This window comes from Pseudomonas sp. AOB-7 (assembly GCF_003696305.1).
GTDB lineage: Bacteria > Pseudomonadota > Gammaproteobacteria > Pseudomonadales > Pseudomonadaceae > Aquipseudomonas.
Window position 1 is genome coordinate 14,971 of record NZ_RFFK01000022.1, and the last position, 16,157, is coordinate 31,127.

Sequence of the window (16,157 nt, forward strand, 5' to 3'; positions counted from 1 at the left end):
AGGAGCCCGCAAGATGACCAAGTTCCGCGATACCGAAATCCGCGCCCCGCGCGGCAATCAGCTGACCGCCAAGAGCTGGCTGACCGAAGCGCCGCTGCGCATGCTGATGAACAACCTCGACCCCGAGGTGGCCGAGAACCCCAAGGAGCTGGTGGTGTACGGCGGCATCGGCCGCGCCGCGCGCAACTGGGAGTGCTACGACAAGATCGTCGAGACCCTGAAGGAGCTGAACGACGACGAGACCCTGCTGGTGCAGTCCGGCAAGCCGGTCGGCGTGTTCAAGACCCACAGCAATGCGCCGCGCGTGCTGATCGCCAACTCCAACCTGGTGCCGCACTGGGCCACCTGGGAACACTTCAACGAGCTGGATGCCAAGGGCCTGGCCATGTACGGTCAGATGACCGCCGGTTCGTGGATCTATATCGGCAGCCAGGGCATCGTCCAGGGCACCTACGAGACCTTCGTCGAGGCTGGTCGTCAGCACTACGGCGGCAATCTCAGCGGCCGCTGGGTGTTGACTGCGGGATTGGGCGGTATGGGCGGCGCCCAGCCGCTGGCCGCCACCCTGGCCGGCGCCTGCTCGCTGAACATCGAGTGCCAGCAGTCGCGCATCGACTTCCGCCTGCGCAGCCGCTATGTCGACGAGCAGGCCACCGACCTCGACGACGCTCTGGCGCGCATCGCCAAGTACACCAGCGAAGGCAAGGCCATCTCCGTGGCCCTGCTGGGCAACGCCGCCGAGATCCTGCCGGAGCTGGTCAAGCGCGGGGTTCGCCCGGATATGGTCACCGACCAGACCAGCGCCCATGACCCGCTCAACGGCTACCTGCCGATCGGCTGGAGCTGGGAACAGTACCGCGACCGCGCGCAGACCGACCCGGCCGCGGTGGTCAAGGCCGCCAAACAGTCGATGGCCGTTCACGTCAAAGCCATGCTCGACTTCCAGAAGATGGGCGTACCGACCTTCGACTACGGCAACAATATCCGCCAGATGGCGAAAGAGGAGGGCGTGGCCAACGCCTTCGACTTCCCCGGCTTCGTCCCGGCCTATATCCGACCGCTGTTCTGCCGCGGCATCGGCCCGTTCCGCTGGGCCGCGCTGTCCGGCGATCCGCAGGACATCTACAAGACCGACGCCAAGGTCAAGGAACTGATCCCCGACGACGCTCACCTGCACCGCTGGCTGGACATGGCCCGCGAACGCATCAGCTTCCAGGGCCTGCCGGCGCGCATCTGCTGGGTCGGCTTAGGGCTTCGCGCCAAGCTCGGCCTGGCCTTCAACGAGATGGTGCGTTCCGGTGAACTGTCGGCGCCGATCGTGATCGGCCGCGACCACCTCGACTCCGGCTCGGTATCCAGCCCCAACCGCGAGACCGAGGCGATGATGGATGGCTCCGACGCCGTGTCCGACTGGCCGCTGCTCAACGCCCTTCTCAATACCGCCAGCGGCGCCACCTGGGTGTCCTTGCACCATGGCGGCGGCGTGGGCATGGGCTTCTCCCAGCATTCGGGCATGGTCATCGTCTGCGATGGCACCGATGAAGCGGCCGCGCGCATCGCCCGCGTGCTGACCAACGACCCGGGCACCGGGGTGATGCGCCACGCCGATGCCGGCTACCAGATCGCCATCGATTGCGCCAAAGAGCAGGGCCTGAACCTGCCGATGATCGGTAAAGGAGAGTGAACGTGACTGCCCTGAATCTGTACCCCGGCCAGCTGACCCTGGCCGACCTGCGCGCCGCCTACCAGGCCCCCGTGCGCCTGACCCTGGACGCCGCAGCCCATGAGGCCATCGACGCCAGCGTCGCCTGCGTCAACCAGATCATCGCCGAGGGCCGCACCGCCTACGGCATCAACACCGGTTTCGGCCTGCTGGCCTCGACCCGCATCGCCAACGCCGACCTGGAGAAGCTGCAGCGTTCGCTGGTGCTGTCGCATGCCGCCGGCATCGGCGAGCCGCTGAGTGATGCGATGGTGCGGCTGATCATGCTGCTGAAGATCAACAGCCTGGCGCGTGGCTTCTCCGGTATCCGGCGCAAGGTGATCGAGGCGCTGATCGCCCTGGTCAACGCCGAGGTCTACCCGCATATCCCGCTGAAAGGTTCGGTGGGGGCTTCCGGTGACCTGGCGCCGTTGGCGCATATGTCGCTGGTGCTGCTCGGCGAGAGCCAGGCGCGGCACAAGGGCCAGTGGCTGCCGGCGACCGAGGCGCTGGCCATCGCCGGCCTGGAGCCGATGACCCTGGCCGCCAAGGAGGGCCTGGCCCTGCTCAACGGCACCCAGGTGTCCACCGCCTACGCCCTGCGCGGGTTGTTCGAGGCCGAGGACCTGTACGCCGCCGCCAGCGTCTGCGGCGCCCTCACCGTGGAAGCGGCGCTGGGCTCGCGGGCGCCCTTCGATGCGCGCATCCATGCCGCCCGTGGGCAGAAAGGCCAGATCGACGCGGCTGCTGCCTACCGCCATCTGCTCGGCGCCAGCAGCGAAGTCGGCCGCTCCCATGCCGCCTGCGACAAGGTGCAGGACCCCTATTCGCTGCGCTGCCAGCCGCAGGTGATGGGCGCCTGCCTGACCCAACTGCGCCAGGCCGCCGAGGTGCTGGCGGTGGAGGCCAACGCGGTGTCGGACAACCCGCTGGTGTTCGCCGCCGAGGGCGACGTGATCTCCGGTGGCAACTTCCACGCCGAGCCGGTGGCCATGGCGGCCGACAATATCGCCCTGGCCATCGCCGAGATCGGCTCGCTGTCCGAGCGGCGCATCTCGCTGATGATGGACAAGCACATGTCGCAACTGCCGCCCTTCCTGGTGGCCAACGGCGGGGTGAACTCCGGCTTCATGATCGCCCAGGTCACCGCCGCAGCCCTGGCCAGCGACAACAAGGCCCTGGCCCATCCGCACAGCGTCGACAGCCTGCCTACTTCGGCCAACCAGGAAGACCATGTGTCGATGGCGCCGAACGCCGGCAAGCGCCTGTGGGACATGGCCGCCAACACCCGCGGCGTACTCGCCGTGGAATGGCTGGGCGCCTGCCAGGGCCTGGACTTCCGCGAGGGGCTGCACAGCTCGCCGGCGCTGGAACAGGCCCGCGCGATCCTGCGTGCCAGGGTGCCCTACTACGTCGAGGACCGCTTCTTCGCCCCGGATATCGCCGCCGCCGACGCGCTGCTGGCCGAGCGGGTGCTGACGCCGCTGCTGCCGGCCGGGCTGCTGCCGTCGGTGGCATAGGTTGGGTTGAGGAGCAGCGCGACTAAGCCCAACAGCTGACTGAAAGGCCGCGCGGTTGACTGCACCTGTTGGGCTTCGCTGCGCTCAACCCAACCTACGTCAATCCCTGGCGCCGACGCGGGCATGGGGCTGCCCGCCGGTGGAGGCGGGCGCTATCATCCGCGCACCGGGCATTTCCAAGGAGCCGTCGTGACCAGTCCCACCCCGCGCTACAAGGCCATCGAGGATTTTCTCCTCGAGCGCATCCGCGACGGCGCCTATCCGGTCAACCACCAGATCCCGCCGGAGGAGCAGCTGGCGCGCGATTTCAGTGTCAGCCGGATGACCGCCAACAAGGCGATCCAGAATCTGGTGCAGCAGGGCTACCTGGTGCGCCAGGCCGGACTCGGCACCTTCGTCACCGACCGCAAGGCCGAGTCGCCGCTGCATGAGGTGATGAACATCGCCGCCGAGGTACGCGGCCGCGGGCATGTCTACGGCAACCGGGTGGTGCGCTGCGAGGCCATCGCCGCCGACGACGAGGTGGCCCTGCGTCTCGGCCTGCGCCTGGGCGCGGAGGTGTTTCACAGCATCCTGGTGCACCTGCAGGACGGCCTGCCGATCCAGCTCGAGGATCGCTTCGTCAACCCGCGCTGGGTGCCGCATTACCTGGACACCGACTTCAGCCAGCACACGCCCAACGAGGTGCTGGTGGCCAGCTGCCCGATCTCGGACATCGAGCACGTGGTCGAGGCGGTGCTGGTGGATGCGCCTACCGCCGAACTGCTGCAGATCGACCCGGCCATGCCTTGTTTGAGCGTGATCCGCCGCACCTGGTCGGAGGATCACCTGATCAGCTACGCGCGGCTGATCCATCCCGGCGACCGTTACAAGCTGCGGTCGCTGCACAAGCGCCGGGGATAGCCCGCCCGTAGGGTGCGCGCGGCACCCCCCGCGTCAATCGCTGATTAGCTGATCCACCAACGACGGATCGTCGATAAAGCGGTTGCGGGTGCCCTGCAGCGCCTCGATCTTGTCGTTGCGCGCCTTCTCCTCGGCATCCGGCGGATCCAGCCGGTGCCAGGCCTTGTACATCGGCACCAGGCCGACGATGGGCAGGTCGTACTCGACGTGCATGTAGAAGATCGCCCGGGCGATATTGCCCTTGGCCTCGTCGCGCGGTTCCACCAGTTGGAAGCTGGTCTTCAGGTCGCAGCCGATGTCGGCGAACTTGCTCGGCACATCGTCGGCCAGGTCGGCGAACTGGGCGTTGCGCCGCGCCAGCTCGACGCGGGTGAGGGCTGGATAGTGGTTGTGCAGGTCCGCGGCGATGTAGGGGTAGCGCGGATTCATGATGGTGCACTGACGGTCGGTGACGCAGCGCAGCGCGCTCTTGAGCTGCTTGCTGCTGTAGATCGGGCTGGCGGTGACGGTGCCGCTCTCGCCGTCGAAGGGCTTGGCGCAATACAGCGTGGTGCCGCCGGCGCCGTAGAGATCCTGCCAGAAGGCCTGTGCGATGGCCTGCTTGGGATCGCCCAGTTGAGTCTGGCCAGAAGCCAGGACGAACGTGCCAAAAGCTGTTGCCAGGCAACCGAGAAGCAGGGTGACTGCGCGCATGATCGAGCCCCAATGACCGCCGTTGACGGAGTCTGTTGTTTTTGTAGGACAAGCCGGAGTCTAGCAAGACGCGCGTCACAAAAAAACGCCGGGAGCGTTTTTGGACGCCGCGTCGCGGCGGCCCGCAGGGTGGCCGCCAGGGATGGCGGGCCACCAAGTAAACCCGAGCGAATGCTGGGTTGCCTGTAAGCCATGGCTTACACAGGCTGCCGCTTATCGCCACTGTCGGGCGATTCGGCACGAGCGTACTCTTCTGCTTACGGATTCAGCGCAGGAAGCGCACAAACGAACAGGGACACACTGGACAGCCGCCAGGACGGCGAGCAGATCAAGGATGTCAGGACTACAGTCTGCAAGGCCCCGCAAACGCGGGGTTTTCTTTTTTGGGGCGTTCGCCCGACCTCTTCGGATTCCCGCGCTGCTGGCCTAGCTCGCCGCAGGGTGCGCCGCGCACACCCATCCCCACCACTATCGGCTCAGGCCGCCCGTCGCTCGGCGTGCAGTCGCTCGAACCAGTCCAGCGTCTCGTCCCACAGGCGCTGGGCGGCGGGGCGGAAGTAACCCATATGACCGATATTGCCCAGGCCTTCGGCCTGCGAATCGAGCGTGCGCGCCTGGTAGGGCGCGTTGACGTAGGCGGCCATGAAGGCATCGCGCGAGGCGGGCGGCGCCCACAGGTCGTCCAGGGTGTTGAGCGCCACCATGGGCGTGGCGACTCGGGCGAAGCGTTCGGCCAGGCCGGGCATCTGCGGGTCGTCGAAGAAGTAGCGCGGGTAGCGGCACCAGCGCTTCCACTGGCGGTACACGCCCATGGGCAGGTCCTCGCCCATGCCCAGCTTGCTCCAGGCCAGGTAGCCCTTGTAGCGCGTCATCAGTGGGCCGATCAGCCGCCACATGGCCAGCACGCGCACTTGTTCGGCCTTGGGCATCCAGCCGTGCCAGCCGGCGCCGGTGCCGAAGGTGTAGAAGCCGGCGACCTCGGTATGGTTGGGCAGCAGGCCGAAGGCATGGCCGCCGAAGGAGTGGCCGACCATGAACAGCGGGCGTTCGCCGTGGCGATGCTGATCCACCGCGGCGGCCAGGTCGAGGTGCGCCCAGTCCAGGTAATCCATGTCGAAGCCGCGCAGGCTGGCCGGCTTGGACTGGCCGACGCCGCGGTAGTCCAGGGTCAGGGTGCTGAAGCCGCGGGCGGCGGCGTGTTCGGCGAAACGCCGGTAGAAGCCCTGCGGCACCCCGGTGGCGCCGGCGATCAGCAACTGCGCGCGGGGTTCGCGCGCGTGGTACAGGGTGGCGGTCAGCGGGTAGCCGTCGCGGGCCGCCAGTGCTACGGCTTCGCTGAGGATGGTCGGGCGGTCGTGGTTCATGGCAGTGGCACTCGTTGCTGGCGGGTCAGGTGGAACAGGGCGTCGGCGGCCTGGCGCAGCGGCTCGGCGCTGCCGGCGACGCGGGCCTGCAGCAGGCCGCCTTCGTAGAGGGCGACGAACAGCGCGGCGAGGCTTTCGGCCTCGGGGTAACCGTGCGCCTGCAATTGGCGTTGCAGCGCCCGGCGAATGGCGGCGAAGGCCGTGGCCAGGGCTGCGCGGATGTCCTCGTCCTCGGGGCCGCTTTCCAGCGCCACCGTGGCCAGCGGACAGCCGCGCTCGAAGGCGCTGCCCTGCAGCTGGCCGAGGGCGCCATGCAGCCAGGCGGCGAGGGCGTCGAGCGGCTCGGGCTGGTGCTCGAACAGCGTGGCGAAGGCCTGTTCGGCGCGCTGGCCGACTCGCTCGATGGCGGCCACCGCCAGTTCGCTCTTGCCGCCGGGAAAGTGGTGGTAGAGGCTGCCCTTGGGCGCGCCGGCGTCGGCCAGCAGTTCGCTCAGGCCGACGCCGTGCAGGCCCTTGCGCTGCAGGGCGTCGATCATGGCGTCGATCAGCTTGTCGCGGGTGGTCTTGTTCATGGGAGGGATTATGTAGACCGGTCGGTCTAGGTGGGCAAGCGGCATTCCGGTCGCGTCTGGCGGCAAATGTGCCAGGCTAGCGAGTCATCTTCTTCACGAACACCACCACGAACAGGGCCATGGTGAAGCTGCCGACGAAGGCTTCGACGGCGGCGATCAGCCGCGCCAGGCCGCCGGGCGTGATGTCGCCGTAGCCCAGGGTGGTGAAGGTGACCACGCTGTAGTACAGGCAGGCGAGCAGGTCCTGCAGGTTGGCCAGCAGGCCGCGGTCGAGGCTGAGGCCCAGTGTCTGGCCGCCCTGGTTGACCCCGGTGAGGAAGTACAGCAGGCCGCAGACGCCGATCAGGCCGAGGGAGAACAGCACCACGTTGAGCGGTTTCTCGCCGTAGCCGCAGAACAGGTCGACCAGCCAGGACAGCAGGCGCCGCGCGGAGAGCCGTGGCATCTGCAGGCGCCGCATGAGCATCTCGCGGTGGAAGAAGTAGCCGGCCTGCTCGAACAGCCCGGCCTGTTCCAGGTGCAGGCGCAGGTTGCGATAGGTTTCCTCGGCCTCCTGAAACTGCTGCTGCGCCGCGCTGGCGTCGCCGCGGCGCAGCAGCTCGCGCGCCACCCGCTCCTGCAGCAGCTGGCGATCCCACACCACGTTGTCCAGTCGCGCGCCTTCCAGGCGCACGCCCAGCAGGTTGCAGTCGCGCAGGTCGACGCAGTGCAGGTTGGCCTGGCGCAGGTCGGCCTTCATCAGCGAGCTGCCGCGCAGGTCGAGGGCGAACAGATGGGCGTGCTGCAGGTCGGCGCGGTACAGGTCGGCATCGCGCAGGACGAAGCCGGCGCGGCTGCCGTGGTTGACCAGATCGATGCCGGCCAGCTCGGCCTTCTTCAGCTGGAAGCCGAGCATCGGCTGGCCGCTGCGCGCGCGCTGCTCGAGGGCGGCGCGCAGTGCGGCGTGCTGCTTGTCCGTTTCGGCGTCCTGCCAGAAGCCCTCGTCGGGCTGGATGGTTGCCATGGCCGAGCCTCGTGGCGCTTTCCTCAAGCCTAGCCCGTGCCGCCCGCTCCGGTGTCAGGCGTGCTGCGCCACCCAGGCGGCATAGGCGTCGATGAACTTCTGCAGGAAGGGTCTGATGCCGTCGCCGAGCATGCCAGCCTCCTCGAAGAAGCTGCCGGCGCCGCCGAGGTAGGCCTCCGGCTGCTGCATCATGTAGACGTCGAGAAACACCATGCACTGGCGCAGCGCATGGTTGGCGCCGAAGCCGCCGATGGCCCCCGGCGAGGCGCTCAGCACGGCGCCGGGCTTGCCGCTGAAGGCGCTCTGGCCGTAGGGCCGCGAGCCGATGTCGATGGCGTTCTTCAGCGCCCCGGGCATCGAGCGGTTGTACTCCGGGGTGACGAACAGCAGCGCGTCGGCGCCCTTGAGCTTGGCGCGAAAGGCGACGTAGGCCTCGGGCGGGCTGCCCTGGTCGATGTCCTCGTTGTACAGCGGCAGGTCGCCGATCTCGACTATCTCCAGCTTCAGCGAGGGCGGTGCCAGCTGAGCCAGGGCCAGCGCCAGCTTGCGGTTGATCGAGGCCTTGCGCAGGCTGCCGACCAGCACGGCGACGTGGTAGGTCTTGCTCATGGGAACTCCTTGCGGCGAGAACGAATGGGAGTGAGCAACTATAGACCGCCGTTTATCGCCTGCCGGACGCTCTAGCTTGAGCCTCGCTACCGATCAGGGTCATAAAGGCGTCATGTTGCGAGCACAGTCTGATGCGCAGCATTCCGTTTCGAGCCGTTCGGCTCATCTCCTGCCCAACTATCCATCAGCCATGTTCGGCCAGCGCCGACGAGGACAACGTTATGGGCATCCATATCCCCCTGGGCTTCGATCCACAGTTGCAACTGGAAGCGGAAATCCCCGACGAACGCGACCTGCATGCCGAGATCGTGGCGATCCTCGCTGCGCTGGAAGCCCTGGCCGCCGAACTGAGGACGGCCGGGGAGCCTGGCGCGCAGCGCCCCTAGTCCGCCCCGAAGGCTGCCAGCAGGTCCTCGGCGAAGGCCAGCTGCGCTTCGCCGGGGCTATGGCCGCGGTGGCTGGCGAGGCGGAACTGCACGGTGAAATCCCAGCTGTCCGGCAGGCAGCGCAGCTTGCCGCGCGCCACCCAGGGCGCGGCGATATGCTCGGGCAGGTAACCCAGGTGGGCGCCGGAGAGGACGAAGGCCAGGCTGCCCTCGACCTGTTCGCAGCGCGCGCTGCTGGCGCTGGACTGCCAGGGCTCGCCGGCGGCGCCGAAGCGGTAGGGGTGCAGCACCCGGTCGCCGTCTTCCAGGTCGCTGGCCGCGACCGTCTCGCGCCCGAACAGCGGGTGCTGGCGCCCGCAGTACAGGCGCTGGCGTTCGGCGAACAGCGGCCGGTAGTCCAGCGCCGTCTGGCTGCCGGAGAAATAGCCGATGGCCAGTTGCAGCTGGTCCTGCAGCAGGCGCCGTTCCAGCTCGGCGGGCATGGCGCTGAGCAGCTCGATCTGCACCGCCTGGTTGCGTCGACGGAAACGCCCTACGGCCTCGCCGAGGCGTTCCAGCACCTGGTCCGAGAGCGCCTCGGAGAGGCCGATGCGCAGTTCGCCGAGCAGTTTGTCGGCCATGCCCTGGGCCTCGCCCTTGAAGGTCTCGATGGCGCCGAACAGCTTGCGCGTGGCGGCCAGCACCTGCTCGCCCTTGGCGGTCAGGCGAAAGCCGGCCTTGCCCCGTTCGCACAGGCGAAAACCCAGGCGCGTCTCCAGCTTGGCCATCTGCGTGCTGATGGTCGACTGGCCGATGCCCAGCTCGCCCTGCGCCGCGCTGAAGCCGCCGCTCTCCACCACGGTGACGAACAGGCGCAGCAGCTGCAGGTCGAGGTCGCGCAATTGGCTGAGCATGGCGGCTCCATACATTGATGGTTGTAGATGCCAGAGTAGATCACTTCGTATTTATTCGAAGCAACGCCGGGCGCAGGATGACCCCCAGCCCATCACCACCACGAGGCCATTCCCGATGCGCCAGGTCATCCTCCCCCTGCTGCTGTGCAGCGTCTTCGCCGTGCAGGCCGAAGACAAGGCCCTGAATCTCTACAGCTGGTCGGCCTATATCCCCGAGCAGGCGCTGCAGCGCTTCAAGGACGAGACCGGCATCCGGGTCAAGTACGACATCTTCGACAGCGCCGAGGCCCTGGACAGCAAGCTGCTCACCGGCGGCAGCGGCTACGACGTCGTCTTTCCCGCCTCCAGCGGCCTGGCCCGGGCGATCCAGGCCGGCGCCGTGCAGCCGGTCGAGCGCCGCCGGCTGAGCAACCTGGGCAACCTGGACGGCGAGCTGCTGGCCAAGCTGGCCGTGGCCGACCCCGGCAACCGCTACGGCGTGCCCTACACCTGGGGTACGGTCGGCCTGGGTTACAACAAGGAGGCCGTGGCGCAGCGCCTGCCGGGCGTGCCGAGCAACAGCCTGGACCTGCTGTTCAAGCCCGAATACGCCAGCCGGCTCAAGGATTGCGGCATCGCCGTGATCGACTCGCCCCAGGAGGTGATCAGCATCGCCCTGCACTACCTGGGCAAGGACCCCTACAGCAGCGACAAGGCCGACCTGGCGGCGGTGCAGCAACTGCTCGCCGGCCTGCAGCCCAGCCTGCGCTACGTCGGCAGCGGCCGGCATATCGACGACCTGGCCAAGGGCGAGATCTGCCTGGCGCTGACCTACAACGGCGACGCCTTTATGGCCGCCGACAATGCCCGTGAGGCCGGCCAGCCGTTCAGCGTGGAGTACCGCGTGCCGGTCGAAGGCACGCTGATCTGGTTCGACACCATGGCCATCCCCGCCGACGCGCCGCATCCGCAGGCCGCCCACGCCTTTATCGACCATATGCTGCGTCCCGAAGCCATCGCCGAGCTGACCAACAGTGTGTTCTTCGCCAACGCCAACCGGGCCGCCACCGCGCTGGTGGACGAGGCCATCGCCGGCGATCCGGATATCTACCCGCCGGCCGAAGTGCGCGCGCGGCTGTTCAGCGAGCATCTGATGCCGCTGCGCCAGCAGCGCGAGCGCACCCGTATCTGGACCACCTTTCGCAGTCAGTATTGAGGACAGGGCAAATGGAAGCATTCCAAGGCAACGACCTGGCGATCACCCGCGACAGCCTCTACGGCACCTACTCGGAGCCGACCTACGCCGGCGTCACCAGCTTTATGCGCCGGCGCTACTCGCGCGACCTGGAGGGCGTCGATCTGGTGGTCAGCGGCGTGCCCTTCGACACCGCCACCACCAACAGGCCCGGCAGCCGCTTCGGCCCGCGGGCGATCCGCGCCGCCTCGGTGACCAGTGCCTGGGAGCGCCACTACCCCTGGGAGTTCGACCCCTTCGACCAGCTGGCGGTGATCGACTACGGCGACTGCAACTTCGATCACGCCCTGCCGCACAGGATTCCGGCGGCCATCGAGGCGCATGCCGAGCGGATCGTTGCCGCCGGCTGCGGCCTGCTGACCCTGGGCGGCGACCACTTCATCAGCTACCCGCTGCTCAAGGCCCATGCCAAGCGGCATGGCAGCCTGTCCCTGGTGCACTTCGACGCCCACAGCGACACCTGGCCGGATAGCGATGCCAGCGAGCAGGGCGTCAGCCACGGCACCATGTTCTACCACGCCGCCCGCCAGGGCCTGGTGGACCCGGCGCGCTCGGTGCAGATCGGCCTGCGCACCACCAACGACGACACCCTGGGCTTCCAGGTGCTGGACGCGCCCGAGGTGCATCGCCGCGGCGCGCAGCAGATCGCCGAGCTGATCCGCGCCCGGGTCGGCGACCACCCGGTGTACCTGACCTTCGATATCGACTGCCTCGACCCGGCCTTCGCCCCCGGCACCGGCACCCCGGTGTGCGGCGGCCTGAGTACCCACCAGGCGCTGGAGATCCTGCGTAGCCTGCGCGGCATCAACCTGGTGGGCATGGATGTGGTGGAGGTCTCGCCGCCCTACGATCACGCCGAGATCACCGCCCTGGCCGGCGCCACGGTGGCCATGGAGATGGTCTGCCTGTATGCCGCGCGGCATAAGCTTGGGGAAAGGACGTAGGGTGGAAATCGCTGTTCATTTCCACCATGAGCCTTTGTCTCGATTGCCCATGGTGGACCGATGAAGCGTGGTCCACCCTACGGTCTAACCGGCGTAGCCCGGATGAAATCCGGGGGCGCTATCTCGGGGCGTTCGCCTCGATTGCCCAGGGTGGATCGATGAGGCGTGAGCACCTTAAGCATTCCGGAAAATAATCGGGCCTGTTAGGCCCGTAAGTTCACGCTCAAAGATTTTGTAGGCACTGGGCCAGGCCGATGGGCTCGGGGCGGAACAGCCGCGCGTCCATCGGCTTCGGCTCGCGCACGATGGGCGCGAAGTCCATGCGGGCGAGGATGTCGCGCTGGATATCCACCCCCGGCGCCACCTCGATCAGCTCCAGGCCGTCCAGGCTCAGGCGGAATACACAGCGCTCGGTGACGTAGAGCACCGGCTGGCCACGTTCGGCGGCCAGGCGGCCGGCAAAGGTGCGGTGCTCCACCTCGGCGACGAACTTGCGCAGCGCGCCGTCCTGGACGATGCGCAACTGGCCGCCTTCGATGCGGATGTCCTGGGCGCCGGCGCTGAAGGTGCCGACGAACACCACCTGCTTGGCGTTCTGGCTGATATTGATAAAACCGCCGGCGCCGGCCAGCCGACTGCCGAATTTCGACACATTGAGGTTGCCCGCGGCATCGGCCTGGGCCAGGCCGAGGAAGGCGATGTCCAGGCCGCCGCCGTCGTAGAAGTCGAACTGGTAGGGCTGATCGAGTAGCGCGCTGTGGTTGCTCGCCGCGCCGAAGTCCAGCCCCGAGGCCGGCACGCCGCCGATCACCCCGGGCTCGGCGGTCAGGGTCAGGCGCTCGACCACCCCTTCTTCGGCCGCCACCGCGGCGACGCCTTCGGGCATGCCGATGCCGAGATTGACCACCGCACCGCCCTTGAGCTCCAGCGCCGCGCGGCGGGCGATCAGCTTGCGCACGTCCAGCGGCAGCGGCGCCAGGCTGTCCACCGGCACTCGGGTCTCGGCGGCGAAGGCGGGGTTGTAGGCGGTGGCGAAGGTCTGCTGGTGGTTGGCCGGTTCGGCCTGCACCACGCAGTCCACCAGGATGCCGGGGATCTTCACCTCGCGCGCATTCAGCGAGCCGCGCTCGACCAGGCGCTCGACCTGGGCGATCACCAGGCCACCGGAATTGCGCGCGGCCATGGCGATGGCCAGGCTCTCGATGGTCAGCGCCTCGCGTTCGAAACTGAGGTTGCCGTCGGGATCGCTGCTGGTGGCGCGCACCACCGCCACGTCGATGGGAAAGGTCGGATAGAACAGGTAGTCCTGCCCGTCGATGGGCATCAGCCGCACCAGCTCGGTGGTGGTGCGCGCATTGAGCTTGCCGCCGCCGTGGCGCGGGTCGACGTAGGTGCCCAGGCCGACCCGCGACAGCTGCCCCGGCTTGCCGGCGGCGATATCGCGAAACAGCTGGGAGATCACCCCCTGCGGCAGGTTGTAGGCCTCGATGCGATTGTCCACCGCCAGCTTCTGCAGCCCCGGCACCAGGCCCCAATGACCGCCGATCACCCGCCGCACCAGGCCCTCGTGGGCCAGGTGATTGAGGCCGCGGCTCTTGCCGTCGCCCTGGCCGGCGGCGTACACCAGGGTCAGGTCGCGCGGCGCCCGTTCGGCGAGAAAACGCCGCTCCAGGGCGATGGCGATCTGCTCGGCGAAGCCGATGCCGACGAAGCCGCCGGTGGCCAGGTTGGCGTTGTCCGGGATACGCGCCACGGCGGCGGCGGCGGTCATGATCTTGCTCATTGCGGGTACTCGTGGAGAACGGGGGTTGCAGGAGCGGCCGGGAGCCGCTCCTGCAGGGCCTGGTCAGAAACTGCCAAACAGCGTGCCCAGGGTGATGACGACAACCAGCGCCACCAGCGGGAAGGCCACGGTGTTGACGAAGATGAACTTGTACGACTCGCGGTGGGTGAGCTTGCAGATCGCCAGCAGCGAGATCACCGCGCCGTTGTGCGGCAATGTGTCCATGCAGCCCGAGGCCATGGCGGCGACGCGGTGCAGCAGCTCGGGGCTGATGCCGGCGGCGTTGGCCAGGGTCAGGTACTGCTCGCCCAGGGTCTTCAGCGCAATCGACATGCCGCCGGAGGCCGAGCCGGTGATGCCGGCGAGGATGTTCACCGCCACCGCCTCGGAGATCAGCGGGTTGCTCGATACGCCCAGCACCAGGTCGCGGATGATGACGAAGCCGGCCAGGGAGGCGATCACCGTGCCGTAACCCACCTCGGCGGCGGTGTTGAGGATCGGCAGCATGGAGCCGAAGGCGCCGTCGTTGACGCTCTGCTTCAGGTCCATCCAGCGCCGCCAGTGCAGGGCGATCAGCAGCAGGATGGCGGCGCCGAGGGCGACGATGATCGACCAGATGCCGATCAGCGACTTGGCATCCTGCAGGCCGCCGAATTCCGGCTTGGCCAGGTAGCTGGTGTCGAGGCTGGGCAGGATCTGCTTGGCCATCAGGAAGTTCAGCGCGATCACCACGAAGATCGGCAGCAGCGCCAGCCAGAAGCCGGGAATGTCGCGCTTGTCCTCGGCAACCGGGTCGTCGCGGTGTTCGCCGTAGCCTTCGCCGGCGGCCATCAGCTTGCGCGACTGGGCGGTGAGCCACCAGGTGCCGAGGCCGAACATGATCAGACCGGCGATGACGCCGAGGCCCGGCGCGGCGAAGGCATCGGTGCCGAAGAAGGGGTTGGGGATGGCGTTCTGGATCGCCGGGGTGCCGGGCAGCGCGGTCATGGTGAAGGTGAACGAGCCGAGGGCGATGGCACCGGGGATCAGGCGCTTGGGAATGCCCGCCTCGCGAAACAGCGCGGCGCCGATCGGGTACACGGCGAAGGCCACCACGAACAGCGACACGCCGCCGTAGGTGAGGATGCCGCAGGCCAGCACTATGGCCAGGATGGCGCGCTCGCTGCCCACTTTCGCGACTATGCCGTGGGCGATGGCGCGCGCCGAGCCCGAGTCGTCCATCAATTTGCCGAACAAAGCGCCGAGCAGGAACAGCGGGAAGAACTGGATCACGTAGCCGCCCATGGCCTTCATGAACACCTGGGTGTAGGTGGGCAGCAGCAGGCCGATGTCGCCGGCGAACAGCAACGCCAGCAGGGCCAGCAGCGGAGCGAGGATCAGCACGTTGATGCCGCGATAGGCGAGGTACATCAGCAGCGCGAGGGAAATCAGAATACCTAGGGTACCCATGGGTGGTTCCTTTTGTTGTTGTTCTAGCGGCTCTGGGCCGTTTATCGAGAAGACGCGCATGCGGCAGCGGGTCCTTGCCGGATATAGAGCCAGAGTCGTGCCAGAGGGTGTTACGACTTTGGTCGATAGGGCGGGAAGGCCTATGGCCAGGGGTTTTCAGGCTTTCAGACCGAGCGCGGGAAGGCAGGAGAGGTACGAGATGGCCTCCAGCTTTCTGGATTTAGTCCAGGTTTATGGAATTAAAAGGTCGGAGGTTGTCCAGGTATCTGGATTTCTGGAGCGTGTTGGGGGGGGTAATCGCTGTTCATTTCCACCGTTGCGTTCAGCGGTGTAGCCAACGGTGGATCGATAAAGCGTGATCCACCCTACGCCCGAGTCGTAGCCCGGATGCAATCCGGGGCTTTTGGGGCGTCTGATTCCCGGTTTTCATCCGGGCTACCTAACTGCGGCCCACAACGCCTTCTGTAGGCGCGGCTTTAGCCGCGAAGCTTGGCGCGACGGCTTTCGCGGCTGAAGCGAAATGCCGCCCAGCCGCTCCCACAAATGAGCAGAATTAGCCCCGGCGCCCCAGCCCATGCTGCGCCAGCTTGGCGTAGAAGCCGGCGCGGGAAATGCCCAGGCGTTCGGCGGCCTGCTGGCGGTTGCCGCCGGTGGCGTCCAGCGCGGCCTGCAGGGCCTGGCGTTCGGCCTGCGCCAGCTGCTCGGCCAGCGTCCGTGCGCCGGCCGTCACCACGGGGGCAACGGGAATCTGCGCGCTCGGCGCCACCGGATCGACCAGCAGAGCGCGCAAGGCCGCGCCATCCAGTCGCCCGTCGACCGCCAGCTGCGCCCGTTCCAGCAGGTTGCGCAGCTCGCGCACGTTGCCGCGCCAGGGCTGGGCGCAGAGCAGGGCCAGGGCGTCGCCGCTCAGCTCCAGCGGCGCCAGGCCGGAGCGGTTGGCCAGGTCGTCGAGCAGGTGTTCGATCAGCGCGGGAATGTCGCCGGCGCGTTCGCGCAGCGGCGGCACGCGCAGGGCCAGGACGTTGAGGCGGTAGTACAGATCGTCGCGAAACTGCCCGGCGGCCACCTTGGCTTCCAGGTCGATATGGGTGGCGGCGATCAC

The 16,157-nt window shown here is 67.8% G+C and carries 15 protein-coding genes; 6 read left to right on the forward strand and 9 right to left on the reverse strand.

Annotated elements, in window-relative coordinates; genetic code table 11:
* Positions 1-13: 13 nt before the first annotated feature.
* From hutU to hutC, 3 genes are all read left to right on the forward strand, one after another.
* On the forward strand, positions 14-1,684 hold the full coding sequence (gene hutU, locus EA796_RS22265; RefSeq protein WP_122110205.1) for a urocanate hydratase: 1,671 nt from the start codon (positions 14-16) through the stop codon (positions 1,682-1,684).
* Positions 1,685-1,686: 2 nt separating this feature from the next.
* Entirely contained in the window at positions 1,687-3,222 is a 1,536-nt protein-coding gene (gene hutH / locus EA796_RS22270) for a histidine ammonia-lyase (protein ID WP_122110206.1), read from the forward strand.
* A gap of 189 nt (positions 3,223-3,411) precedes the next feature.
* Positions 3,412-4,125 carry a histidine utilization repressor gene (gene hutC, locus EA796_RS22275; RefSeq protein WP_122110207.1) on the forward strand — a complete coding sequence of 238 codons (714 nt, stop codon included), beginning with the start codon at positions 3,412-3,414 and terminating at the stop codon, positions 4,123-4,125.
* A gap of 33 nt (positions 4,126-4,158) precedes the next feature.
* On the opposite strand, the gene EA796_RS22280 is transcribed toward hutC, so the two are convergent.
* From EA796_RS22280 to EA796_RS22300, 5 genes are all read right to left on the reverse strand, one after another.
* The gene (locus EA796_RS22280; RefSeq protein WP_122110208.1) at positions 4,159-4,818 is read right to left on the reverse strand and encodes an endonuclease; all 660 of its coding nucleotides are present in this window, start codon (positions 4,816-4,818) and stop codon (positions 4,159-4,161) included.
* A gap of 476 nt (positions 4,819-5,294) precedes the next feature.
* Positions 5,295-6,182: an alpha/beta fold hydrolase gene (locus EA796_RS22285; RefSeq protein ID WP_122110209.1), complete on the reverse strand. Its 888-nt coding sequence runs from the start codon at positions 6,180-6,182 to the stop codon at positions 5,295-5,297.
* Positions 6,179-6,754: a TetR/AcrR family transcriptional regulator gene (locus tag EA796_RS22290; protein ID WP_122110210.1), complete on the reverse strand. Its 576-nt coding sequence runs from the start codon at positions 6,752-6,754 to the stop codon at positions 6,179-6,181. The genes EA796_RS22285 and EA796_RS22290 overlap by 4 nt, the downstream gene beginning before the upstream one ends.
* Before the next feature lie 76 nt (positions 6,755-6,830).
* Positions 6,831-7,757: an ion channel gene (locus EA796_RS22295; RefSeq protein WP_122110211.1), complete on the reverse strand. Its 927-nt coding sequence runs from the start codon at positions 7,755-7,757 to the stop codon at positions 6,831-6,833.
* Positions 7,758-7,811: 54 nt separating this feature from the next.
* Entirely contained in the window at positions 7,812-8,366 is a 555-nt protein-coding gene (locus EA796_RS22300; protein WP_122110212.1) for an NADPH-dependent FMN reductase, read from the reverse strand.
* A 221-nt stretch (positions 8,367-8,587) separates the two neighbouring features.
* Between EA796_RS22300 and EA796_RS23235 the strand changes: the two genes are divergently transcribed.
* On the forward strand, positions 8,588-8,752 hold the full coding sequence (locus tag EA796_RS23235) for a hypothetical protein (RefSeq protein WP_021442510.1): 165 nt from the start codon (positions 8,588-8,590) through the stop codon (positions 8,750-8,752).
* On the opposite strand, the gene EA796_RS22305 is transcribed toward EA796_RS23235, so the two are convergent.
* Positions 8,749-9,645: a LysR family transcriptional regulator gene (locus EA796_RS22305; protein ID WP_122110213.1), complete on the reverse strand. Its 897-nt coding sequence runs from the start codon at positions 9,643-9,645 to the stop codon at positions 8,749-8,751. The genes EA796_RS23235 and EA796_RS22305 overlap by 4 nt on opposite strands.
* A 115-nt stretch (positions 9,646-9,760) precedes the next feature.
* On the opposite strand from EA796_RS22305, the gene EA796_RS22310 reads away from it, so the two are divergent.
* Together EA796_RS22310 and speB are read left to right on the forward strand one after the other, a co-directional pair.
* Positions 9,761-10,840: a polyamine ABC transporter substrate-binding protein gene (locus EA796_RS22310; RefSeq protein WP_122110214.1), complete on the forward strand. Its 1,080-nt coding sequence runs from the start codon at positions 9,761-9,763 to the stop codon at positions 10,838-10,840.
* An 11-nt stretch (positions 10,841-10,851) separates the two neighbouring features.
* A complete protein-coding gene (speB, locus tag EA796_RS22315; protein ID WP_122110215.1) occupies positions 10,852-11,823 on the forward strand; it encodes an agmatinase in 972 nt (323 codons plus the stop codon).
* Between the two features lie 223 nt (positions 11,824-12,046).
* Here the strand turns inward: speB and EA796_RS22320 are convergent, their stop codons facing one another.
* The 3 genes from EA796_RS22320 to EA796_RS22330 all read right to left on the reverse strand — a co-directional run.
* The gene (locus EA796_RS22320) at positions 12,047-13,606 is read right to left on the reverse strand and encodes an acyl CoA:acetate/3-ketoacid CoA transferase (protein ID WP_122110216.1); all 1,560 of its coding nucleotides are present in this window, start codon (positions 13,604-13,606) and stop codon (positions 12,047-12,049) included.
* A gap of 63 nt (positions 13,607-13,669) precedes the next feature.
* A complete protein-coding gene (locus tag EA796_RS22325; RefSeq protein WP_122110217.1) occupies positions 13,670-15,055 on the reverse strand; it encodes a GntP family permease in 1,386 nt (461 codons plus the stop codon).
* A gap of 553 nt (positions 15,056-15,608) precedes the next feature.
* Positions 15,609-16,157: helix-turn-helix domain-containing protein (locus EA796_RS22330; protein ID WP_147459077.1), on the reverse strand; the 549-nt coding region annotated here is incomplete at its 5' end.